The sequence below is a fragment of the Synechococcus sp. MIT S1220 genome, assembly GCF_047303025.1.
Classification (GTDB): Bacteria; Cyanobacteriota; Cyanobacteriia; order PCC-6307; family Cyanobiaceae; genus Parasynechococcus.
This window is the reverse complement of sequence record NZ_CP138939.1, coordinates 1,463,757-1,484,594: the sequence shown is the minus strand read 5'-3', so window position 1 is coordinate 1,484,594 and position 20,838 is coordinate 1,463,757. Positions and strand designations below refer to the sequence as shown.

General features: G+C 57.7%; 26 protein-coding genes. 14 read left to right on the top strand and 12 right to left on the bottom strand.

The features are described 5' to 3' along the window. Window positions 1-86: 86 nt before the first annotated feature. Genes ubiE through hisF form a run of 3 tightly spaced genes read right to left on the bottom strand, consistent with a single transcriptional unit; the run spans window position 87 to window position 1,808 of the window. On the bottom strand, window positions 87-788 hold the full coding sequence (ubiE, locus tag SIB64_RS07335; protein WP_413442588.1) for a bifunctional demethylmenaquinone methyltransferase/2-methoxy-6-polyprenyl-1,4-benzoquinol methylase UbiE: 702 nt from the start codon (window positions 786-788) through the stop codon (window positions 87-89). Then, the gene (locus SIB64_RS07330; RefSeq protein WP_413442587.1) at window positions 785-1,036 is read right to left on the bottom strand and encodes a hypothetical protein; all 252 of its coding nucleotides are present in this window, start codon (window positions 1,034-1,036) and stop codon (window positions 785-787) included. The genes ubiE and SIB64_RS07330 overlap by 4 nt, the downstream gene beginning before the upstream one ends. 1 nt (window position 1,037) lies before the next feature. Next, complete coding sequence (gene hisF, locus SIB64_RS07325) at window positions 1,038-1,808, bottom strand: imidazole glycerol phosphate synthase subunit HisF (RefSeq protein ID WP_413442586.1); 771 nt, start codon at window positions 1,806-1,808, stop codon at window positions 1,038-1,040. Between the two features lie 56 nt (window positions 1,809-1,864). Here hisF and SIB64_RS07320 point away from each other — a divergent pair, with 56 nt between their 5' ends. Genes SIB64_RS07320 through SIB64_RS07310 form a run of 3 tightly spaced genes read left to right on the top strand, consistent with a single transcriptional unit; the run spans window position 1,865 to window position 5,135 of the window. Then, window positions 1,865-2,080 carry a DUF2862 domain-containing protein gene (locus SIB64_RS07320; RefSeq protein WP_413442585.1) on the top strand — a complete coding sequence of 72 codons (216 nt, stop codon included), beginning with the start codon at window positions 1,865-1,867 and terminating at the stop codon, window positions 2,078-2,080. Window positions 2,081-2,091: 11 nt separating this feature from the next. Further along, the gene (gene chlG, locus SIB64_RS07315; RefSeq protein ID WP_413442584.1) at window positions 2,092-3,045 is read left to right on the top strand and encodes a chlorophyll synthase ChlG; all 954 of its coding nucleotides are present in this window, start codon (window positions 2,092-2,094) and stop codon (window positions 3,043-3,045) included. Further along, a complete protein-coding gene (locus SIB64_RS07310) occupies window positions 3,042-5,135 on the top strand; it encodes a transglycosylase domain-containing protein (RefSeq protein WP_413442583.1) in 2,094 nt (697 codons plus the stop codon). The genes chlG and SIB64_RS07310 overlap by 4 nt, the downstream gene beginning before the upstream one ends. Here SIB64_RS07310 and SIB64_RS07305 read toward each other — a convergent pair whose 3' ends face one another. Together SIB64_RS07305 and SIB64_RS07300 are read right to left on the bottom strand one after the other, a co-directional pair. Next, window positions 5,136-6,464: a 16S rRNA (cytosine(967)-C(5))-methyltransferase gene (locus SIB64_RS07305; RefSeq protein ID WP_413442582.1), complete on the bottom strand. Its 1,329-nt coding sequence runs from the start codon at window positions 6,462-6,464 to the stop codon at window positions 5,136-5,138. A gap of 13 nt (window positions 6,465-6,477) precedes the next feature. Further along, the gene (locus tag SIB64_RS07300; RefSeq protein WP_413442930.1) at window positions 6,478-6,813 is read right to left on the bottom strand and encodes an MGMT family protein; all 336 of its coding nucleotides are present in this window, start codon (window positions 6,811-6,813) and stop codon (window positions 6,478-6,480) included. A gap of 115 nt (window positions 6,814-6,928) precedes the next feature. Between SIB64_RS07300 and SIB64_RS07295 the strand changes: the two genes are divergently transcribed. From SIB64_RS07295 to SIB64_RS07285, 3 genes are all read left to right on the top strand, one after another. Then, complete coding sequence (locus SIB64_RS07295) at window positions 6,929-7,846, top strand: FKBP-type peptidyl-prolyl cis-trans isomerase (RefSeq protein ID WP_413442581.1); 918 nt, start codon at window positions 6,929-6,931, stop codon at window positions 7,844-7,846. Window positions 7,847-7,879: 33 nt separating this feature from the next. Then, entirely contained in the window at window positions 7,880-8,569 is a 690-nt protein-coding gene (gene trmH / locus SIB64_RS07290) for a tRNA (guanosine(18)-2'-O)-methyltransferase TrmH (protein ID WP_413442580.1), read from the top strand. A 61-nt stretch (window positions 8,570-8,630) separates the two neighbouring features. Then, on the top strand, window positions 8,631-8,807 hold the full coding sequence (locus tag SIB64_RS07285) for a hypothetical protein (RefSeq protein ID WP_413443095.1): 177 nt from the start codon (window positions 8,631-8,633) through the stop codon (window positions 8,805-8,807). A gap of 52 nt (window positions 8,808-8,859) precedes the next feature. Here the strand turns inward: SIB64_RS07285 and SIB64_RS07280 are convergent, their stop codons facing one another. Both SIB64_RS07280 and SIB64_RS07275 read right to left on the bottom strand, forming a co-directional pair. Further along, a complete protein-coding gene (locus SIB64_RS07280; RefSeq protein ID WP_413442579.1) occupies window positions 8,860-9,087 on the bottom strand; it encodes a hypothetical protein in 228 nt (75 codons plus the stop codon). A 23-nt stretch (window positions 9,088-9,110) separates the two neighbouring features. Next, a complete protein-coding gene (locus tag SIB64_RS07275) occupies window positions 9,111-9,932 on the bottom strand; it encodes an ABC transporter permease (protein ID WP_413442929.1) in 822 nt (273 codons plus the stop codon). 83 nt (window positions 9,933-10,015) lie between these two features. On the opposite strand from SIB64_RS07275, the gene SIB64_RS07270 reads away from it, so the two are divergent. Both SIB64_RS07270 and SIB64_RS07265 read left to right on the top strand, forming a co-directional pair. Next, window positions 10,016-11,428, top strand: a complete 1,413-nt coding sequence (locus tag SIB64_RS07270; protein WP_413442578.1) for an ATP-binding protein — start codon at window positions 10,016-10,018, stop codon at window positions 11,426-11,428. A gap of 259 nt (window positions 11,429-11,687) precedes the next feature. Further along, window positions 11,688-12,044, top strand: coding sequence for a hypothetical protein (locus SIB64_RS07265; protein WP_413442577.1), 357 nt, complete (start codon window positions 11,688-11,690; stop codon window positions 12,042-12,044). Here the strand turns inward: SIB64_RS07265 and SIB64_RS07260 are convergent. The 4 genes from SIB64_RS07260 to SIB64_RS07245 are packed head-to-tail and all read right to left on the bottom strand — an operon-like array spanning window position 12,014 to window position 14,004. After that, the gene (locus SIB64_RS07260; RefSeq protein WP_413442576.1) at window positions 12,014-12,562 is read right to left on the bottom strand and encodes a prepilin-type cleavage/methylation domain-containing protein; all 549 of its coding nucleotides are present in this window, start codon (window positions 12,560-12,562) and stop codon (window positions 12,014-12,016) included. The two genes, SIB64_RS07265 and SIB64_RS07260, sit on opposite strands and share 31 nt — an antisense overlap. Then, window positions 12,552-13,070, bottom strand: a complete 519-nt coding sequence (locus SIB64_RS07255; RefSeq protein ID WP_413442575.1) for a Tfp pilus assembly protein FimT/FimU — start codon at window positions 13,068-13,070, stop codon at window positions 12,552-12,554. Before SIB64_RS07255 ends, SIB64_RS07260 begins: the two co-directional genes overlap by 11 nt. Further along, complete coding sequence (locus tag SIB64_RS07250) at window positions 13,067-13,522, bottom strand: hypothetical protein (RefSeq protein ID WP_413442574.1); 456 nt, start codon at window positions 13,520-13,522, stop codon at window positions 13,067-13,069. Before SIB64_RS07250 ends, SIB64_RS07255 begins: the two co-directional genes overlap by 4 nt. Next, the gene (locus SIB64_RS07245; RefSeq protein WP_413442572.1) at window positions 13,519-14,004 is read right to left on the bottom strand and encodes a hypothetical protein; all 486 of its coding nucleotides are present in this window, start codon (window positions 14,002-14,004) and stop codon (window positions 13,519-13,521) included. The genes SIB64_RS07250 and SIB64_RS07245 overlap by 4 nt, the downstream gene beginning before the upstream one ends. Before the next feature lie 18 nt (window positions 14,005-14,022). Here SIB64_RS07245 and SIB64_RS07240 point away from each other — a divergent pair, with 18 nt between their 5' ends. Together SIB64_RS07240 and SIB64_RS07235 are read left to right on the top strand one after the other, a co-directional pair. Next, on the top strand, window positions 14,023-14,679 hold the full coding sequence (locus SIB64_RS07240; protein WP_413442571.1) for a hypothetical protein: 657 nt from the start codon (window positions 14,023-14,025) through the stop codon (window positions 14,677-14,679). Between the two features lie 18 nt (window positions 14,680-14,697). Further along, window positions 14,698-15,411 (top strand): response regulator transcription factor, encoded by a 714-nt coding sequence (locus SIB64_RS07235; protein ID WP_413442570.1) that lies wholly within the window; start codon window positions 14,698-14,700, stop codon window positions 15,409-15,411. Here the strand turns inward: SIB64_RS07235 and SIB64_RS07230 are convergent. Next, the gene (locus SIB64_RS07230) at window positions 15,380-16,690 is read right to left on the bottom strand and encodes a sensor histidine kinase (RefSeq protein WP_413442569.1); all 1,311 of its coding nucleotides are present in this window, start codon (window positions 16,688-16,690) and stop codon (window positions 15,380-15,382) included. The two genes, SIB64_RS07235 and SIB64_RS07230, sit on opposite strands and share 32 nt — an antisense overlap. 125 nt (window positions 16,691-16,815) lie before the next feature. On the opposite strand from SIB64_RS07230, the gene SIB64_RS07225 reads away from it, so the two are divergent. From SIB64_RS07225 to SIB64_RS07210, 4 genes are all read left to right on the top strand, one after another. Next, a complete protein-coding gene (locus SIB64_RS07225) occupies window positions 16,816-17,352 on the top strand; it encodes a type IV pilin protein (RefSeq protein ID WP_413442568.1) in 537 nt (178 codons plus the stop codon). 40 nt (window positions 17,353-17,392) lie between these two features. Continuing rightward, window positions 17,393-18,085: a pilin gene (locus SIB64_RS07220; protein WP_413442567.1), complete on the top strand. Its 693-nt coding sequence runs from the start codon at window positions 17,393-17,395 to the stop codon at window positions 18,083-18,085. 185 nt (window positions 18,086-18,270) lie between these two features. Then, on the top strand, window positions 18,271-18,780 hold the full coding sequence (locus SIB64_RS07215) for a type IV pilin protein (protein WP_413442566.1): 510 nt from the start codon (window positions 18,271-18,273) through the stop codon (window positions 18,778-18,780). Next, complete coding sequence (locus SIB64_RS07210; protein ID WP_413442565.1) at window positions 18,777-20,780, top strand: hypothetical protein; 2,004 nt, start codon at window positions 18,777-18,779, stop codon at window positions 20,778-20,780. Before SIB64_RS07215 ends, SIB64_RS07210 begins: the two co-directional genes overlap by 4 nt. Window positions 20,781-20,838: the final 58 nt, after the last annotated feature.

The window sequence follows — 20,838 nt, the reverse complement described above, 5'->3', positions numbered from 1 at the left end:
CTGCAAACACCTCTTAATTTTCTCTTTAGATTTCTAGACGATTCCGGTGCCCTGTCGCAAGCAGCTGATCAGAAGAGTTACGTACTTCAACCCTCGAGCAGCAATATGCCCATCTGGCCGGCCATCAACGTGCGGTGCCTGGCTTCAACAAATCCAGCTCGCACAGCCATCTGCTCTTGCATCGCTCCATCCGGAAAACGCTGAAGGCTTTCCTCTAGATAGGCGTAGTGGTCGGCCAAGCCATTAATGGCGGCAATGGGGACAACAAGTCGACGCAAGTAAAACCTCTGAAATTGACCCAATGGATCGGTTGGTTGAAGGCGATTGAAATCAAGGATTCCAGCCCTTCCACCCGCTCTGACCAAGCGCCTCAGTTCCTTCAGCCCGGCTGCTGGGTCCTTTAAGTTCCGCAATCCATAGGCCATCAGTGCACCGTCGACACAACTGTCATCAAGCCCCGTATCCAAGGCATCACCCTGAAACCATTCCACTTGCAACCAGGGCTCGCGCTGTTGGCGCAAGCGTGCAAGCTGAAGTGGTGCAAACGCCATGTCCAAACCAATCACCCTCCCCGAGGGACGCACATAGCGCGCGAGTTGAAGGGCTAGATCCCCTGTGCCGCAGCACAGATCAAGCCAGGTTTCGCCTGGAACAGGACGCAACCAACGAATCAGATGTCGCTTCCAATGCCTGTGAAGTCCGAAGCTCAGTACATCGTTGAGCTGGTCATAACGGGGGGCTACATCATCGAACATCTGTTCGATTGCCTCGGGATCACCTGGCTTCACAACGGAATGCCAGTCAGAGTCACCAAGATCACCGCTGCAAGGCCAACCGCTGCAGAGCAAACCATGCAACCGGCAAGGGTCAGCGAAAAATCGTCCTGACGAGCTGCTGACTGCAACAACCGGATCGCCCACGTGATCAAGGCCACAATCGCAAACAGTGCGAACAAACCCACCGGACGCGTCCAAGCCGAATTGAGCAGTGGATGCACCAAAGGCTCCAAGGATTGGGGTGGACTGAGGTCCCGCAAGCTAGGGCCTCATTGCCACTCCCCGCTCAAGCAGGTCCTGCTTGATTCCCTCCACGGTGAGAACACCGTCATGAAGCAGGGACGCCAGAAGCGCTGCTGAAGCATGACCACCCGCAGGCCCCGCATCAAGCGCGTCCGCAAGATGATCAATGCAACCCGCTCCACCGGAGGCAATCACCGGCACGTCGACAGCGTCCGCCACGGCCCGCGTCAACTCCAGGTCATAACCAGCCTGGGTGCCATCACCATCCATCGACGTGAGCAGGATCTCCCCGGCACCGAGAGCAGTCACGTGCTTCGCCCAGTCCACGGCATCCAAACCGGTGTTCTCCCTGCCGCCCTTGACGAACACATCCCATCCCCCTGCCATACGACGACGGGCATCGATCGCCACAACGATGCATTGACAGCCAAACCGTTCAGCTCCTTCCCGGACCAACTCAGGTCGGCGGACCGCCGATGAATTGAGACTGACCTTGTCAGCCCCTGCCCGAAGTAGTTCGGTGATTCCATCAATCGATCCAATTCCGCCACCCACCGTGAAGGGAATGGTGACCGATTCGGCCGTGCGTCGCACCAGATCAACGAGCGTCGCGCGACCTTCATGGCTGGCTGCAATATCAAGAAACACCAGTTCATCTGCCCCGGCCTGGCTGTACCGACAAGCGAGCTCAACTGGGTCACCAGCATCGCGTAGCCCAACAAAATTGATGCCCTTGACCACCCGGCCATCAGCAACATCAAGACAAGGAATCAGACGCAGCGCAACCATCGTTCCGGTGCAAATTCGACTGTTAGTGTTGCGCCACTTTCCAAGCCTCGCAGGCCATGTCCCAGGCTGCATCGATCACGATCGGTTCAAAAGTGCGCATCAGCCGTGTTCGTGATCGCATTCCTCAAAACCTGATTGACCTGCTCAAGGCTGATTCGAGTGGAACCGTGACGGATTTCCGCACAGTGGATGGCAAAGGAATCGGTGTTGTTGTTGAACTCAGCGATGGGTCGAGCAACTGGTTCTTTGAAGACGAGATTCAACCCGCCTGAGGCTGCACCACGTGAGCGACGCCCGCCAGCTTCTTGGCATGAAAGGTGCCTCAGGCACCACAAACATCTGGAAGCTGCGCCTGCAGCTGATGAAGCCTGTCACCTGGATTCCACTGATCTGGGGTGTGGTGTGTGGTGCCGCGGCCAGCGGACAGTTCACCTGGCACTGGACTGACGTGCTGGCCGCAATCGCTTGCATGGTGATGAGCGGCCCGCTCCTTGCGGGTTACACCCAAACCATCAACGACTACTACGACCGCGAGATCGATGCGATCAACGAGCCTTACCGACCAATCCCTTCAGGTGCCATTCCGCTCGGTCAGGTGAAGCTTCAGATCTGGCTGCTTCTGCTCGCTGGATTAGGCGTGGCCTGGGCGCTTGATCTCTGGGCAGGGCACACGACGCCTGTGCTTCTCCTGTTGGCCCTGGGCGGCTCCTTTGTGAGCTTCATCTATTCAGCACCGCCTCTCAAGCTCAAACAGAACGGTTGGCTTGGCAATTACGCCCTAGGTGCCAGTTACATCGCGCTGCCCTGGTGGGCAGGCCAGGCTTTGTTTGGGCATCTCACCTGGACCACCGCTCTCCTGACCCTTGCCTACAGCCTTGCCGGGCTGGGGATTGCCGTGGTCAACGATTTCAAGAGTGTGGAGGGGGATCGCGCCCTCGGTCTTCAGTCACTGCCGGTTGTGTTCGGGATCCAGAGGGCGAGCTGGATCAGCGCCGCGATGATCGATGTCTTTCAACTGGCCATGGTTGCCGTACTGATTGCCATCGGCCAACATTTCGCAGCTGTGCTTCTGGTGCTGCTGATCGTGCCTCAAATCACGTTTCAGGACATCTGGCTGCTGCGTGATCCCGTTGCCTACGACGTGAAGTATCAGGCCAGTGCTCAACCCTTCCTGGTGCTCGGCATGTTGGTGACAGCCCTCGCAGTTGGCCACAGCCCACTCATGCAGGTGATGTGAACCGCACTCGCCTTCGCTGGGCCCTGATTGCAGCAACAGCTGCTTCCATCGGGATGGGAGCAGCGTTGGCGAATCGTGCTGTCACCCAAATGATGGATGCATCCCTCCCGGATGCAAGGGGAATTGCCAACTTCTATCGTCCAGGCACCATCACCATGTTGGCCAGCAACGGCCAGATCATTCAGAAGCTTGGTCCGGCCACACGCGAGAAGGTGAAAGCGGGCCAGATGCCCAGGCTTGTGGAACGGGCCTTCATCGCCGCTGAAGATCGCCGCTTTTATGACCACGCCGGCGTTGATGGCTGGGGCATCGCACGCGCCATCGTCACCAATGTCCGCCAGGGCGCTGTCCGAGAAGGGGCGAGCACCATCACCCAACAACTGGCCCGAACCGTCTTCCTCAGCCAAGACCGCACGATCACGCGCAAACTCAAGGAGGCGGCTCTAGCGATGAAGCTGGAACGTCAGCTGAGCAAGAAGCAGATTCTTGAGCAGTACCTCAACTATGTCTACCTGGGGTCCGGCGCCTATGGCGTTGCCGATGCGGCCTGGATCTATTTTTCCAAAGCCCCAGATCAGCTCACGGTTCCTGAAGCAGCGATGATTGCTGGGCTCCCCCCGGCGCCATCCATCTACTCCCCCCTGGTGAACCCTGATCAGGCGCGGGAACGGCGTTCGATCGTTCTCGATCGCATGGCCCAGGCCGGATTCATCTCCTCCAGCGAAGCGGAGAGCGGTCGCAACAGCCCCCTGGGGCTCAAGCCTGCAACACCGAAGTACTTCAACAGTGCAGCGCCCTACTTCACCACTTGGATTGCCCAAGAGCTGCCCAAGTTCTTAACTCCCGAACAACTGGAAGTTGGTGGTGTCAAAATTCGCACCAGCCTCAATCTCAACTGGCAGAAGAAAGCTCAGAAGGTTGTTCGAGCCAATGCACCATTCGACACTGAAGGTGCGATTGTGTCGATCGAGCCCGGCACCGGCCTGGTGAGGGTGATGGTTGGGGGCAAGGATTTCTCCAAGAGTCAGTTCAACCGCGCCATCCTGGCGCTGCGCTCTCCAGGTTCAACCTTCAAGCTCTTTCCCTACACAGCAGCGATTGATCGGGGACTGAAGCCCGACACAAAAGTCATTGATGCGAAGCGCTGTTGGAAGGGCTACTGCCCTAAAAATTTTGGAAACAAGTACTACGGGAAGATCTCCCTTGCGGATGCTCTGAAGAATTCACTCAACACGGTGGCTGTTCAACTGCAAGACATCGTTGGATTTGAAGCTGTCATTGAGATTGCCAACAGCCTCAACATCGGAACAGAGCGACCTCTCGGGAAGTATTACCCCATGGCCATTGGGGCCTACGAGCAAACCATCCTGGACATGACTGCGGCCTATGCAGGCATGGCCAATCGCGGTGTGTTCTTCAAACCAAGCCCCTTTGAAGAAATCCGGGGACCCAACAATGAGATTCTCTGGAGTCGGCGATTGAGTGGTGAGCGAGGACGACGGGCTGTTGATAGTGATGTGGCGGACACCATGAACTGGATGCTGCAGCGGGTCGTGACAGGCGGCACAGGCATCGCCGCGAAACTCGATGATCGACAGGTCGCCGGGAAGACGGGAACGTCAGAAAACACCCGTGATCTCTGGTTCATCGGCTCAATTCCCCAGCTCACGACTGGCGTCTGGTTCGGATACGACGACGACCGGCCCACCAAAAGCACGAGCGGCGAGGCCGCATGGGCTTGGAAGCAATTCATGCTTCAGATCAAGGACGACATTCCCGTCCGCGCCTTCCCCAACAAGCCGGTGCTTACCAGAAAGTTCACTCCGCCAGGGAAGAAGAAGACCAAGCGCCCCAACCAGGACGTTCCCTACCGCGGTTACGAATACCAGGAGGAGATCAACGACGGAGAGACTCCGACCTTCGACGACTCTCCTTACGCCCCTCCCCCTTGGCAGGAGGAACCTCAGGATCCGGCACCGGCAACCCCTGCTCCTGCACCCGTTCCAAACCCGGCCCCTGCTCCTGCACCGGTTGCCCCGGCTCAGGACGGACCCCGCGACTGGTTGAAACCACAGATTCAGAGGCGCTGATCAGCTGCCGTACTCCAGGACGGCGGCATAAAAACCGTCGCCACCCTCCGGCTCATCCGGCCACCGCTGGTGTTGCGAGATCAAGGTCAGCTCGGGGACGGAAGCGAGCAGGGCCGTGATCTGCTCCCCGTTTTCTGCAGGATGAATGGTGCAAGTGGCGTACACCAGGCGACCCTGTGGAGCCAGCAAAGGCAGAAGACCGTTCAACAACCGCTGTTGCAATTGCTTCAACTCCTCCACAGCCTCCGTGGACACACGCCAGCGGGCATCGGGGTGGCGGGCCAGGGTGCCAAGGCCGGAGCAGGGAGCATCGAGGAGAATTTTCTTGAAGAAGCCCCGCCACTCCGGCTTCGCATCGAGGAGTTTCGTCGCATCGGCAGCTAGGGCCTGAAGAGAGGTCAGTCCCAGCCGCGCTGCATTGGCCGCCACACGCTGAAGCCGGCCAGGCGAACGATCCACAGCCCAGATCTCCGCCTGATCCTTGACCAATTCCGCCAGATGGGTGGCTTTTCCTCCGGGTGCAGCACAGGCATCGAGGATCCGATCACCGGGCTGCACGCTCAGCAACGGCGACACCCACTGCGCGGATCTGTCCTGCACACACCAGTGCCCCTGCTCATAACCAGGCCAGGCCCTCAGATCACCGCGGTGCTCCAGCACCTGCAAGCCATCCGGGCAGCCGGGGATCGGCTCACTGCTGATCCCCTCCGCCAGGAGCGCAGCCGCCAATGCCGTCGGGGAGGTGCGCAGGCGGTTGACCCGCAGATCCAGCTTCGGAAGCTGGTTGCACGCGGCGGCCACCGCATCCGCCCCTTCAAGGCCGCGCCATTGAACCAGCGACGCAGCGAGCCAGTCCGGCAACGAATGCTGCAGGGCGAGACGATCCACCTCCCCAGTGGGCAGAACCAGCTCGTCCCCGGCATCTCGGGCCCGCAATGCAGCCCGCAACACCCCGTTCACCACCGACGAGAGTCGGGCCAGCCCGCCGGTTTTGGCCAGTTCCACGCTGGTGTTCACCGCAGCGGATGCGGGGATGCGCTCCATCCAGAACAGCTGGTACAACCCAACGTGCAGCAACCAGCGCAGTTTCGGTGGCTGCTTGCGCGCCGGCACGCGCCCGAGACGATCCAACCAGGCATCCAACCAGCGGCGGCGGCGGATGGCACCGTAGGCAAGCTCGGTTGCCAGGGCGCGATCCGGCCCCAGCAGCGGTGTCTCCCGAAGCGTCCGTTCCAGGGCCACATCGGCATAGGCCCCTGCCGAAACCGCCAGCAACACCTGCCAGGCCAGACGCCGCGGTGCGAGGCCGGTGATCGGGGAGGTGGTCAACAACCAGGGTGCATCAACCTCCAGAGCTAGCGTCCGGCCGCCAGAGAAAGCGTTGCAGCGGCAAACGCCCCTCTCCATCCACGGGGATTCCCTCGGCGATGAGCAGCTCACGCTGCATCCAGTCGCTGCCCTCACGACTAATGCTCATCGAAATCTCCCCCCTGGCATTCACAACCCGATGCCAAGGGACATCCGAGGGAAGCGGCAAGCGCCGCAACGCCCAGCCCACCTGTCGGGCACACCCCCAGGCACCAATCAATTCGGCAATCTGCCCGTAGGTGGCCAGCCGCCCCTGAGGAATGCGGGCCACCGCCCTCCACACCCGTTGGTCAAAACCCTTTGCTGCCATGACAAGACGTTGACAAGACAACGCGACGACTGCAGGGGCTGATCGGCAAACCGCCCGCATCGCTGCTGCAAGACATCAGATCCTGATCAAAGTGATGTTGAAGAGTTGAACCTCTATGTCCGACGAAGCCGTCAAAAAGCTGAAGACCAAGGTGCTGCGGTCTTCCAAGGGAGCTGAGGTCTCTGATGGCGACAGCCTTCTGGTGAATTACGCCGGAACCTTGATGGACGGTACGCCCTTCGACGCCAACTACAACTTCAAAACGTTCGCGCCCGCCATTCCGGCGAACACCTATTTCCGATCCAACGGGGCAGCACTGCTTCAGCCCCAGTCAATGCCTTTCGACTTCGTAATCGGAGCGGGCCAGGTGATCAAAGGATGGGATAGAGGCCTGAATGGTCGCCGCATCGGTGAGGTTCTTGAGCTCACCATCCCCGCCAATCTGGCCTATGGCGAAGAAGGCGCTGGAGAGCGGATACCACCCAACAGTCCTCTGCGCTTCACGGTGGAACTGCTGGCCACAATCCCGGAGGGTGAACAGCAACCTGTCTTCCCCGACATTCAGGACATCGGTCTGAAGCCCAAACAACTCGGCCTTGATGACGAGACGCTTGAAGCGATGAATCAGGTCAAGATCGGCCTGAGCAGCAAGGACCGCCTGAATGGCGACAACTCTGCTGATCTGCTGATCGGCATGGGCGGCAATGACCACCTGATGGGTGCAGGAGGAGCTGATGTGCTGATTGGCGGCAAGGGCAAAAACCGCTACATCTACACCGACGTCGATGATTCGCCGGCTGCCAAAGGCGAACAGGACAAGATTCTGGAATTCGGCAAGAAAGACAAGATCAATCTTCAGGGCCTCGCTAAGGATCTGCAGTACATCGGTTCCAGCAAATTCACGGCAACTGCCGGGGACGTACGGTTCACGAAAGGGACGTTGCAAGTCGATGCCGACGGAGACAAATCCGCGGATTTCGCCATCCAGTTGCCAGGCACGGATTCGCTCAAGGGATCGAATCTGGTTCTCTGAACGGCTCTGGTTCTCTGAACGTCAGCTGTTCTGATGCCGCTGCTGCCTCGCCGGTTTGAGCGGCTCAAGTCGGTTTTGGATCGCCGCATGGCAGATCTCACCGTGTTGCTTGAGCATGTTGAAAAACCCCACAACCTTTCGGCGATCCTGCGCAGTTGCGATGCGGTGGGTGCCCTTGAAGCGCACGCCGTGAATTTTGAAGGCCGAACCCGGACGTTCAACAGCACGGCCCAGGGCAGCCAGAAATGGGTCGCTTTGCAGGATCACGCCACGATTTGCACTGCGATCTCCCATCTCAAAGCCCGGGGGTTCCGCCTGTTCGGAACCCATCTCGGTGTGGATGCCCGCGACTACCGCGAGTGTGATTTCACCGGGCCAACAGCCTTTGTGCTCGGTGCCGAGAAATGGGGCCTGACCGACGAGGCGCGCGACCTGATGGATGAAGCGCTTTACATCCCGATGCGTGGGATGGTGCAGTCCCTCAACGTTTCCGTCGCAACAGCGACATTGATGTTTGAAGCACTGCGACAGCGGGAGGCCAAGGGGGTAGCGCCAACTGCAGGTGAGGGCCTAGCACCCGATCACTACAAGCGTTTGCTGTTCGAGTGGGCCTACCCGGAGGTGGCCGCCTGGTGCCGCAACGAAGACCGGCCCTATCCAGCGCTGAATGACCGTGGTGAATTGTTGGAAGAGCTACCGCGCACCGTGCGGTTGCGCTGCTGATTGAAGAGAGGTCTTGTATCCAAGCGAACGCTGAGCCATAACTTGAATCAGCGACGAATCCGTGATGGACCAGAAGCAGATGCACCAGTTCGCCGTCACTTATCACTGCGGCGATGAATGGGGTGAGGAGATGCTCCAGTCGAGCGATCTCGGCAACGCTGTCGAAGCGGCCCACGCCCTGTTTCCCTCGTCCTGCCGCATCTCGATCCGCGAGGTGAAGCAACCTCCAACAGGCTGAAACTCAAGACAAATTCAAAGCGCCCGAAGTGCAGGCAAAGCTTTGGGCGCGTTCAACGTTGCTTGATCACGTGGCGTTCGAGCGCTGAAGGCAAGCGCAGAGCAGCGATCAAGATCAGCAGCTCAAGCAGCAGGTTGTGCCCGAACAGCAGAACAACCATGCAGGCTGCAGTCCCCAGAATTTTTTCCAGCAATCCGATCACATCATCGGCATTGCCGCGTCCCTTGAACCAGAGCAGAAGGGAGACCCCAAGAAGGATGCAAGATGTCCACCAGGGCATGGCGGCACCGGATTGTGACAGTTTCAGTCTGATGCCGGTCGCGCACCGCTGCCGCTCACCCAGGCTTCGATTCCCTCACCGAGGAAGGAGAGACCCAGCACCAGGATGAACATGGCTAGCCCCGGGAACAGGGCCGTCCACCAGACGCCGGTGGGCACCGCCGCCAGAGCAAGGTTGAGATCTCCTCCCCATTCCGGCACGGTTTCAGGGAGCCCCAGGCCCAGAAAACCCAGCCCACCAAGCACAAGCACAGCGTCAGCGGCGTTCAGCGTCAGCAGCACCGGCACTGAAGTGATCACATTTCGGAATAAGTAACGACGCAGAATCCAAAACGGACCGGCACCGAGCGACTGGGCCGCTTCCACAAACAGCTCACTCTTCACCTGAGCCGTCTGGTTGCGCACCACCCGGAAGTATTGGGGCACGTACACCACACAGAGCGCTGCGGCGGCATTGGGAATTCCTTTCCCGAGAAGAAAAGCCAGCACCACAGACAGCAGCAAGACAGGCAGGGTGTAGAGCGTGTCCATCAGCAACACCAACAGGCGATCCACCGCCCCGCCCAAGTAGCCGCTCACCATGCCGAGCGGAACGCCGACCAGCAGAGCAAGACCCACCGCAAGCAGCACCACCTGCAAGGCCACACCACTGCCAGCCATGGTCCGCACACAGACGTCGCGTCCCAGACGGTCGGTGCCGCAGAAATGGCTCAAGCTGGGAGCGTCGTAGATCGGGTTGCTCAAACCGGTGTTGGCGTCGGGCAACAGCCCAGCAGCGATCAACGCCGGGGTGATCAGAGCGATCAGACCGTAAATCGCCACAATCAGCAGCCCCCAACGGGCCATCCGGGTGGAAAGGCTGACAGTCAAAGCAGCGGGACCGTCCCAATTGCATGCATTGTCCCTTGGCCCCGCCAAGAATGGGCGCCATGGCAGCCCCACCAAGCTGGAGAACAGAACTGCTGGGCAGCCTCCAGGGGCAGCTTCAGCTGGCCACCTATTTGGCGGTCTTCGTGGGTTTCACCGGCGCCTCATCGGTGGGGCCCTGGATTGGGCAGCGCAATCTGATTCAGAACAACGCAACGGAGCTGCGACGCAGTGCCACCGCGATCCAGGCCTGCCTGAGCAAGGGAGGCACCACTGATCCAGCCTTCGTGCAGCAGGAACTGCTGCTGCACTCCAGCATGCGTACGAGCCTGTGGGTCGAAAACCCGGATCGGAGCCTTGTTCTGCCCCAGAGCGATCATCTGGAGATCTCAGATTCCGCGATCCGCGCATCGATGCAGGCGAACCCGGCCCGAAAGGAGGGTCAGCAGGAGCTGATTCGCCTTGGCGAACGGCTGTACCTCAGTGAGCTGGTGCAGCGGTTCCCGTCCGGCGCAAGCCTCTGGATCAGCCAGGAGGTGAGCACGAACCAGAGGGCCCTCAGTGATTACCTCGCTCTGATGATCCTGATCTGGAGTGGCTGCCTGGTGGTCACCCTGCTGGCGGTGAGCTGGCTGGTGCGCCGCATCGTCCAACCGCTTGAGCAGCTGAATACCGCTACCGATCAGGTCACGGCCGAAACCCTGGCCTCGGCCAGGCTGCACCTGGACCGCGGCCCGATTGAAGTGCAGCAGCTGGGCCGTACCTACAACGCCCTGCTGGAACGGCTGTCTTTGTCTTGGAGCCAGCAACGCCAGTTCGTGAGCGCTGTGAGCCACGAGCTGCGCACACCGCTCACGATTGTGCAGGGCTACCTGAACCGGACGGTGAAGCGGGGCGACAACCTCACCGAATCACAGGTGCGCGGCCTGCGCACCGCCGAAGAGGAAAGCATCCGGATGCGTCGCCTGATGGACGATCTGCTGGATCTCTCCCGTGGCGATTCAGGCCGCCTAGCGATCGCCAATGAACCAGTGCAACTGGCCGATCAGCTGGAGCAGGTGGTCGACATGGCCCGCAGCACCTTGAACCGTCCACTTCTGCTGACGCTGCCGCTGGATCCCCAGGCACGGGATGGCATCGCCCAGGCCGATCCGGCCCGGCTGCGGCAGGTGTTGCTCGATTTGATCGAAAACGCCGAGAAGTACTCCCCCGCTGACAGGCCGATCGAACTGGTGCTTCGCGATGAGCCAAATGACTTCGCCGTCGACGTGATCGATCAAGGCATCGGAATTCCGGAGGCGGAACAGGAGGCGGTGTTCGAGCGTTTCCACCGGGCCAGCAACGCAACGGAACATAGTGGCTCCGGCCTGGGGTTGTCGGTGGTGAAGCTGCTGGTGGAGGGGATGGGCGGCACGATCGCACTGCGCAGCCGCCTGGGTGAAGGCAGCTGTTTCACGGTGCGGCTGCCCCGATGATTGTTTAGGGGTCCGCTAAGGCTGGCTGGATCACGTCATGCTGCCGGTGGCGGTTGCGGTTGCGGTTGCGGTTGCGGTTGCGGTGGCTTAACTGAGCGGGGTGATCGTTTTCGTCAATAACCGTATGGAAGGACTGCTCGATGAGCTACCCGACCTATCTAAGGGTGATTAAGACGTTGACGCACAAAGCAACACCGATGGATCAGATCCCATCCAGAAGCCGCCATCCCAACGGCTGGAACAATGCAATGCGATCCCAATGATCAGCTTTCTGGTGTTCTGCTCACTGCTAATCCCAGTGAACCTTTGGGCCGCGATCACCCCTCACCTGCACAGCGATGTGTCGATGCGGATCCTGCATGGGGCATCAACGCTGCTGCTACTGCCGTTGCTGATCACGCTTTGGACAGACCGCCAACAGTTGCAGGCTCTGCCCAGCCTGGTGCTGGGGGTTTTTGCACTGATGCTGGTGGTGGTGAACAGTTGGATCACAGCGATGGGCATGGGTGTTGAGTTCGGCTGGCTCGATCACGTGATGCTGGCCATGTCCGAGATGAGCGTGGTGGCCTTTTTCCTGCTCAAACCTCAACCAACCGCAGAGGAAATCACCGGTTGATCACTGCCGGGGATGCTCTGCTCCAGCTGCAACCTCACCAGCGGCAGGGCTGGATCCTGCTCCAGCCGCACAGCATCGATCGCATCGAGAACAACCCGGTTTTGATAGGGGCTTTCCAAGCGTGGTTGGCCGTCCAGGTCAAAGGAGGGGCCGCAGCGCATCAGCACCGATCCACGCCAGATCGCTGACGGTGCCGGCCCAAGGCTGTACACCACAGGGACGGAGCTCTGATCCGGGGTGATGGCCAGCAAGGGCTGGCGGCCACGCATCGGACAGGGCCATGTGGGGCTTGGATCAGGAGCCAGCTGCCAGGAGATGGCCCCTGACAAATCACCCTGAAGCAAGCGAAGGGTGCGTCGTTGCACACGCCGCAGTTGGAGGCGTTGGGCCAGGGAACCGCTCTGCACGGACTCCCCGATCAACAGCTGCAGCGCCAAAGCGAAAACAACCGTTCCAAGCGCAGCGGCCAGGAGCAGCTCCAGCAGGCTGAACCCTCGGATTCCCGGTTCAACCGTCATCGCTGGGGCGGCAATGGGCACTGGACAGGGGTTGGTCGGCATCCGCGTCGTAGCGGCCGGTGCGCGTGATGCCGAGCGGCAGGCCCAGCACCAAACAGCGCTCTAACGGCAGTTGCACGTGGCGCAGCACCACTACACCGCCATCGAGCACCAGGCCATTGGCGGTGAACCGCAGCAGCTGGGGCAGGTTGGTGCGCAGGCTGATCAACGTGTCTGGGGATCCACCAGCCGCGGATTCACGCAGGGGCAGCAGGGCACCAGGGCAAACGGGCAAGGCGCTCGAATGCGGCTTCTGCCAACCCTGCGCGCCAAGACTCAGACCACAGGGCTGCTGGTTCCGTTCCGCGGCGAGCCTGGCCCGATCAAGCCCCACCCGCAGGCGTCGCATCGCCGTTTCCAACTCCAGGCGTTGCTGCTGCAACCCCGGCCGCACCAGCGCCGTGCTGGCCAGAACGGCGGCCACCGCAATCGTGACCATCAACTCCACCAAACTGAAGCCACGGCTCATCCCGATGCCTCCGAGCAGCGCCCCAGGCCTGCAGCCGTGAACAACACCCTGCGTTGCCAGGACGGATCGCCACCGCTGCTAGGGCGCACCGAGAGGTGCAACCAAAGGCCATCAAGCTCCGTTGCTGCATGCCAGCTCGGCCACAGCTCGGGAGCGATGGGATGGCCGGCAACGCCTTCAGCACGCTCCGCCTCCACCAACTCTGCTCCCACCAGATCCGGGGCCTCCCGCAAGGCAAGTCGGCAGCTGACATCAACAGATTGATCAACTCTGGACGCCGTGCTGCTCAGCAGGCGGCGGGCCGCCAACAGAACCCGATCCGAAGACTGCAGGGCCTGCTCTGTGGTCCGAGCATCCCGCTGGAGATCCAGCACCCGCAGCCAGCCCTGCAGGGCCAACTGACTGCTCCATCCCAGGATCAGAACCGACACGAGCACTTCAGCGAGGTTCATGACGGGAACCGCTCGACTTGCACAACACCGGCGGCGGAAAACCGCAGCGCGACGCTGCCTTCCATCTCCAGGTCTGGCAAGTCAAGACGCAGCTGCGCCAATGGCGTCTGCGGCGTCCACTGCTTAAGGCGCCAACGCACACCCTCCACGGCACCGGAGCGCAACAGCGTGGGATTGGCCTCAGGGCAGACCCTCTTTGCCTGTGCAGACCACTGCTCCAACGGCCAGGCCAGCAGACAGGCCTCTTGGCCCCGACTGCGCTGGGCGAAATGCATCACCGCTGAATGAAGAGCATCACGGCGCTGGGCGACATGCCATTGCTGCTGCGCCCGCTGCCGCGTCTGCAAGGCCAGGGTGTGCAGAGACAGGCTGCTCAACAGCAGGATGCTGGAGCTGGCGATGGCGATTGGGAGCACAAAACCGGAAGGGCGGTGGCGCCCCGGGCCGCAGCGAGGTGGTGGTGGACAACGAAAAACACCCATTCAGCATCCATGGAACCGATGCAGAAGCATTCCCCGCAGGCTGCTGAGCAGGGGATCAATCTCCAACAACGTGAGCACGATCACAGCTGCAGCCCACACCAATCACTGCAGAATGAAGCCAGAACAACAAAGCTCTTAAGAACACCGTTCACCAGCCAAATGATGAGCGCCACCGATCAGAAATGGAGCAAGCTCAGCCGCCATCAAGGTGACTACGACGCTGGCTTGTTTCAGTTCAAAAGAGGCAAAGATTGGAAAGGCATGGATGGTTTGATGGAGGTGTTTCCGAATCAGCGGGGCCGCAAAGCAACCATCAAGTTGTCGATCGATCAAAACGGTGATGGGGAATTTGCTGCTGACGAATTGATCTTCAAAGGCGGCACGGGTCGGCAGAGATCAGCGGTGATTGATGATCTGATCAATGGCAGTGGTTCGCTTCAGTGGGTACGCGAAAAGGGATCGATGGGGATGTGCACGCTTCCTGCGATTGGCGCTGTCTGCAATTTTTCGGTGCGATCGCTGATCAACATCACAACCAACGACGACGCCACCATTCAGCTCCGCCCGAAGGGCCGCTTTCGCTTCGAAAGCATGCAGGAACCTGTGGGGCCGCAATGGGACGACGTGATGGACGGTTTGGTTCCGCTGCCAGTGCCAACAAGCGACTTAGCCTGAGCAAAACATTTCGTTCTGGTGGCAGAGGCGTCTGCTCGGTTGTTGATCGTTGATGACGATCCAGAACTGCTCAAATTCCTGGTGGAGGAACTGAGCAGTGCCGGGCACCACTGCACCGGTTGCGATAACGGCCAGGATGCGTTTCTGTATCTGCGCCAAAAAGAGTTCCAGCTGGTGATTCTCGATTGGACCCTGCCGGATTTCTCTGGTTTAGAGGTGTGCCGGCGGCTGCGCAGCAGCGGCAACACCACACCGGTGCTGATGCTCACCGCCAGGGATGAGATCGATGAGCGAGTCAAGGCGCTCGATGCAGGTGTGGACGACTACCTCACCAAACCGTTCAATCTCAAGGAGTTGCATGCCCGCGTGCGGGCACGGCTGCGCAGCGGCAGTTATCAGCGTTCCGACGACCCAACTGCTGAACTGCTCAGCCTGGGGGATCTACAGATTCAGCTGCTGGAGCGACGCGTGCTGCGCGGCGGGCAGGAGATTTCGCTATCTCAGCGGGAATTCGATCTGCTTTGCTATCTGGTGCGCAACGCCGATGCCGTGCAGTCGCGCCAATCGATCCTCGAAGCCGTTTGGGGCTCACCCTTTGTTGGCGATCCCAACACCCTCGATGTGTACCTGGGATATCTGCGCAAGAAGGTGGAAAAAAGCGGCCACCCGCAACTGCTGCACACGATCCGCGGGGCGGGGTTCATGGCGCGGGTGGGTGATCCAAAATCTTGAAACGCAGCTGCAGATCAGCGCCGCCGCCATGGCGATCAGCAATCCGCAATTCCGCCCCCATCGCGTCCATCAACAGGCTGACGGTGGCCAGGCCAATGCCACTGCCACGGGTACCGATCGCACTGCTGCCGCGCTGAAAGCGTTGCACCACAACGCTGCGTTCTGCAGCGGGAATCCCTGGCCCACGGTCGAGCACATGCAACACCACCTCAGCACTATGAGTGCAATGGTCTGCGGCCAGAACAACGAAACCGGAGGAATAGGCGAGGGCGTTGGCGACAAGCGCCGCCAGGCATTGATGCAGGCGGGCCGGATCGACCTTGATCTTTGGCAGCTGATCGCTACTGGCTGCCGCAAGCTGAAGCCGATCCGGCGCCAGGGACGAGAGCCGCTCGAAGGCTTCCAACAGCAGTTGTTCCGGATCAATCGCTTCCATCTCGAGCTGCAGGCGGCCGGAATCACTGCGGGCGAAATCAAGCAACACCCGCACCAGTTCCCCCATGCGCTCTGCTTCTGAGGCGATTAAGCCCGCCGATGCAGCTGATGGATGGGGAAGTGCAGCCAGCTCAAGCCGTTGCGCCTGCGCCGAAATCACCGAGATCGGCGTGCGCAGTTCATGGGCAACCCCATCCACAAAAGTGCGTTCTCGCCCCCAGGCCTCCGCAAGCCTCGATTGCAGGCCGTTGAACGCCAGCGCAATTGCGCACAATTCCTCCGGCTGACTGCTGGGTTCCAATAACTGCTGGCCGAGCTGATCCGCCTCCAAGGCATTGAGCTGATCCCTGAGTTCTCCGATCGGCAACACCAGCCCGCGGCGCAGCACCAGGCGCAGCAACACGGAGGTGAACAGCATCGAGGCCCCCGCTGCAGCAACAAGCAGCAGCTGAACGATGCGGTCTTGCCGCAACTGGGCCGTCACGTTTTGCCGTACTTCCAGCAAAGGCGATTCAGCCTCGCTAGCCAACCAGCGGCGGCTCACCATCCATTGCTCGCCGTCGCGTTGGCGCATCAGCTGGGGAAGCTGAGGCTTTCCACTCGGCAACACAAACACCTGAACACCCAAGGCCTGCTCAATTGCGTTGGGCTGTGCACTGACCCGGAGCTCCCCACGGATCGCTTCGGCCAATTGCTGATGATCACGCTGGCGCTCTGCTCGGCGGAAGGCACTGCCCACCAACAAGAGAAGGCTGTAACCAGCCACAACAGCCAACAACGATGTGGATTGCAGCCAGATCCGCAGCGACGGGAGCCGGCGAGGTGCAAACGATTCTGAGAGCAAAGCTAAGAACCCTCTTAGGGAAGCTTTAGCGGCTCTTCCCTGACAACACCATCAATTGAGGAAATCATGGAGTTGTTCGCACCAGAAGGTGCCATACAACAACCAACACAACTCGAAGCAAACCAATGACGTCCCTCAATTCCAAACTTCAGCTGGCGCTTCTCAACCGCAAGAAAGGCCGAAATCTGCTCGAGAAAGGCTTCACCTTGGTGGAGCTGATGATCGTGATTGTGATTGTTGGAATTCTCTCAGCAGTTGCATTGCCTAACTTCTTGAGTCAAACGGGCAAGGCAAAACTTACAGAGCCTCAAGGTAAGTTGTCGGCTGCATTCAAACAAGCACAAGCGGTATGGGTTGAGGATGGAAATTTCGACAACATTACATGTGAAAGCATCGGATTAGCTACGAAAGCTGATGGTACTGATGCTGCTGGAACGTGCACTGATGGCGATTGGACTTATACGTTTGCAAGCGTTGACGCAAGCGATGGCAGTGCGGCAACAACAGGATCTACAGGCCTTGCCATGACAGCCGCAGGAATAGCAGGCCAGCCTTCGGCAGGCCTAGGACTCACAAGAGGAACGGCAGACCTTGATTGCATGATCAATGGACCGACTGGTGCGATTGCCGCATGCGTAAAAGATACCGACACTTCTTCATAGCAACCCTCTCATTAAATACGAGCCAAAGATCACAAGGAAAATGGCCTGCACTAAACATGCAGGCCATTTTACTGTCAAATCAAAAGACAGAGACGATAAGACAAACTGTAAAACTGTTCATCCCAAGCAAGCACAATCAAAAAGCACTGTAAAAGCAACAGACTGTCCCGAGGACTTTTTAAAACATACTTCAACATCGCAACGCAAAGTGGCCTGGGCAAAGAATTTCGATATCATAGAGAAGCTTTATCAATCACGCGCCCCATGCCGCACAACAACATGGATTAAAAAAAATTCATTAACTAATCACATACAACCAATGAAACAAATAACAATTCCAGCGTCGAATAATGGATTTACAATAACAGAGTTGGTTGTCGTACTCGCAATATCCGCCATGCTTTCTAGCGTGGCTGTCGCAATTTACAATAAATACACCGAGCGAGCAAAGATCACCGAAGCCGTCTTATTGATTCGCACAGGGCTGAGCAATGGAGCCGCAATGCACAAGGAGTCACCCTTGGAGAACACATTGAACTGTGAAAGCCTTGGGCTGGAGACGAAATACATCAAAAAGTGGGATTTAGAATGCAACCATTCCAAAGGAATTCTATCAATATCCGCCAATAATATTCAAGCAAATAGAACACTATCCCAAAACATAAGTATAGAGGAATGGACCATCAATTTATCTACGGGAGTCATCAAGAGAGGCGCACCAAAAGGAATCTAAGACAAATTATTTAGCCTTAAGGTAAATCAAGTATCAACGAAATAGACTCGAGGCAGGCATGCGCGCCAGACCCAAATAGACCTTTCACTGCAAATTCTTAACAAGTTCTTATTGTTTTTTAATCTGGCACAAATCAAATTTTTACATTAAACTGGGAATATACAAGGTGATAAACAATTAGGCCCATGTTAAAAACTCCTAAATCATGCCAGGGTTTTACACTTACTGAAGTTTTAATTACTACTTTAATCGTTGGAATCTTAGCTTCAATTGCCTTACCAAGCTACTTTCGGCAATTTCAAACGACGTGTCAGGCTGAGGTGGTGAGCAAATTGAGCCTTTTGGCAAGTTCGGCAAGTGCTTACAAAGATATTTATGGAACAGCCCCCCTGAACTGGGAAGACTTGAGCAATATGAATGCTGTAATGACAACCACTGGCCCCGCTGACGCAGATGACGGTCCTCTGACCACAGAAATCACCATTCCGAGCTGCGACTACGCCATCAGCAGATCCTCAGAAAAAACTGGTGAAAAATTCATTTTCAATGCTGTGCCAACACCTAATACTGGAGAGAAGGCAGCTTTCAACGTCGTGTCCTGCTTCGATCTCAGCAATGGCGCTAGTGATCTGAAGAGAGGCAACAAAGATGTCGAAGGCGTCGCTGAAAACGGCAACCTGACTTGCTGGAAATGAAACACCCGATCAGACAACGCCCGCTGATCAGCAAGCCGGGAACACCACCAGACGAGCAGGGCATCGTTATGGTGATTTCCCTGCTGATGGGCGTGATCCTGATCACCGGAGCAACGGGTTTGCTCATCCGCCAGCTCACCGCGAAGAAGTTGTCAGCGTCAGAAAGCTATCAACAATTGGCCGAAACAGCCGCCAGCAATGGTTTTAATCGGATCCTGGCGGTGTTGAACAATGCCAGCACCGCTGAATATCGCGGTTTTCTATTCACTGAAAACAATGAGCCCACCACCTGGAACTGGGATACGGTCTATTCCAAAGGCCAGTACTGCTCTGGGGCTGCCGGGCTTCCGGAATATGCCGATGCTGCAGGAGAAAATACCTCACCCTGGCCAGCAAGTGCAGTGGGATACGCACTCAATGAACAAAACCTCCGGGGAGATGGCAAAGGCACTATTCAAAGTAGTTATCGCTTGAGAAGTTACACAAGCACGTTCTCAGAGGGGCAGGGAACGGGAACGTTTGAAGTGGAAGGGTTTGTCCGTCGACAAGACCCAGAAGACGGGACAGACGTCATTCTGGCGAGGGCTCGGTTGACACGCTCTCTGCAATTGGAATCGGCAATCGCCAGAGCTGATGACTGGGGAGTAGTGGCAAGCCAGGCCTCGAATGTGCTCAACAACAATGACGACAACACCATTACGATTGATGGCCCTGGGCGCTTTGTCTGGTACACATCAACACCAAACACAACATTTTGCAGCCAGACCTACAGGAATGTCTCGGGAGATTCAACACAGGTGGTTTGGCCGCTATTGCGGGACAACAACACCCAATACATCCCGGAAGCATCCACCTACAACCGGGATGGAACGGTCGATCAAATCCAACTGGGTGAAACCAAGTACAACCGCGTCTGGAGCTTTGACGACACAGGCAGTGGTCTCAGCTGTGGGGGGCAGCAATCAATTGTTTGCACACGTCCTGGAGGAACAGGACGCGAAACCGTTCCAGACTTGGCATCCATTCAGGCAAACGCTTTTGGACAAGGAGGTGATCAGTCAGAAGATATGGAATACAAAACCTTCTATCGAAATACAAGGGATAACTACTTTCAGATCGGAACGTGTACTGACAAGATCAACCCAGAAGTAAACTGCCGCTCAGAAGACATCTACAAAGGGAATTGGAGCTGGTCTAACCGAAAGTATTACTATTACCGAATACCTGGCAGCAGCATCACGCGTTGGCGCAAGACGAACAGTGGCAAACAAATTGGCACCTGTAAAAGACAAAATGCTTATGACTGCAATTTCAGTAAAAGCTGGCACTGGCGATGGAAAGACGTCGTTGAAGAGTCAACAGAAAAAAGCACAGATCGCAACATAATCAAAATTGATTCAAACAACATTTGCAAAGATGAGTCATCGTCCAATGTCTGTCACCTATTTATTGAGCATTTAAATCTTACGAATACTGATCTCTACATTAAAAACGATACGCGGGCGATTGTCTTGCATTTGAATCTGGCACAAGGTGTTGCACGCCGCAGTGATCTGGTCAACTACACCTACAATCTCGGAACCAATGCACGCATTTGTGGTGTGAACTCCTTGGCAGACATCGGCACTAACAGACGTCCCGAATGTAATCTGCAGCCTGCACAATTCGTCTTAACACAAACTGGGGACAGCGAAAAGGGATCCTGCCCAACCAATCCAGACCGAGACGATTTTGTGTTTGAGGGTGAAAGCCTTCCTGCGGCCTGGCTATCGATGGACACAGGACGCATCAGACCAGGCGAAGCACAACTCCGGGGTGTGATCTGGGCCAGCGCCGTCTGCCCAAATGGTGACACAACAGTCATCACACAAAACAACGACGGCATCGCATACGTTGACCAAGCAAAAACCTACTGGGGGTTTCCTGCATCAGGAGGCATCGGGAGACGGATCGTGCGCGGTATTCGTGGTAGCGGATTTGACATCTTCAAACGCTGGTAAACCACAAAAAGCAAAGCATTCATCCTTTTCTCAGCCAAATCCAATCCATTCATCATCA

Excerpts from the sequence above, each read along its gene's own strand:
- hisF (WP_413442586.1), bottom strand. The coding sequence starts at position 1,808 with ATGGTTGCGCTGCGTCTGATTCCTTGTCTTGATGTTGCTGATGGCCGG.
- trmH (WP_413442580.1), top strand. The coding sequence starts at position 7,880 with ATGCCGCTGCTGCCTCGCCGGTTTGAGCGGCTCAAGTCGGTTTTGGAT.
- SIB64_RS07250 (WP_413442574.1), bottom strand. The coding sequence starts at position 13,522 with ATGAACCTCGCTGAAGTGCTCGTGTCGGTTCTGATCCTGGGATGGAGC.
- SIB64_RS07280 (WP_413442579.1), bottom strand. The coding sequence starts at position 9,087 with ATGCCCTGGTGGACATCTTGCATCCTTCTTGGGGTCTCCCTTCTGCTC.
- SIB64_RS07320 (WP_413442585.1), top strand. The coding sequence starts at position 1,865 with ATGTCCCAGGCTGCATCGATCACGATCGGTTCAAAAGTGCGCATCAGC.
- SIB64_RS07295 (WP_413442581.1), top strand. The coding sequence starts at position 6,929 with ATGTCCGACGAAGCCGTCAAAAAGCTGAAGACCAAGGTGCTGCGGTCT.
- SIB64_RS07300 (WP_413442930.1), bottom strand. The coding sequence starts at position 6,813 with ATGGCAGCAAAGGGTTTTGACCAACGGGTGTGGAGGGCGGTGGCCCGC.
- SIB64_RS07260 (WP_413442576.1), bottom strand. The coding sequence starts at position 12,562 with ATGACGGTTGAACCGGGAATCCGAGGGTTCAGCCTGCTGGAGCTGCTC.
- SIB64_RS07220 (WP_413442567.1), top strand. The coding sequence starts at position 17,393 with ATGGCCTGCACTAAACATGCAGGCCATTTTACTGTCAAATCAAAAGAC.
- SIB64_RS07270 (WP_413442578.1), top strand. The coding sequence starts at position 10,016 with ATGGCAGCCCCACCAAGCTGGAGAACAGAACTGCTGGGCAGCCTCCAG.
- SIB64_RS07215 (WP_413442566.1), top strand. The coding sequence starts at position 18,271 with ATGTTAAAAACTCCTAAATCATGCCAGGGTTTTACACTTACTGAAGTT.
- SIB64_RS07240 (WP_413442571.1), top strand. The coding sequence starts at position 14,023 with ATGCAGAAGCATTCCCCGCAGGCTGCTGAGCAGGGGATCAATCTCCAA.
- SIB64_RS07210 (WP_413442565.1), top strand. The coding sequence starts at position 18,777 with ATGAAACACCCGATCAGACAACGCCCGCTGATCAGCAAGCCGGGAACA.
- SIB64_RS07275 (WP_413442929.1), bottom strand. The coding sequence starts at position 9,932 with ATGGCCCGTTGGGGGCTGCTGATTGTGGCGATTTACGGTCTGATCGCT.
- SIB64_RS07265 (WP_413442577.1), top strand. The coding sequence starts at position 11,688 with ATGATCAGCTTTCTGGTGTTCTGCTCACTGCTAATCCCAGTGAACCTT.
- SIB64_RS07245 (WP_413442572.1), bottom strand. The coding sequence starts at position 14,004 with ATGGGTGTTTTTCGTTGTCCACCACCACCTCGCTGCGGCCCGGGGCGC.
- SIB64_RS07255 (WP_413442575.1), bottom strand. The coding sequence starts at position 13,070 with ATGAGCCGTGGCTTCAGTTTGGTGGAGTTGATGGTCACGATTGCGGTG.
- SIB64_RS07225 (WP_413442568.1), top strand. The coding sequence starts at position 16,816 with ATGACGTCCCTCAATTCCAAACTTCAGCTGGCGCTTCTCAACCGCAAG.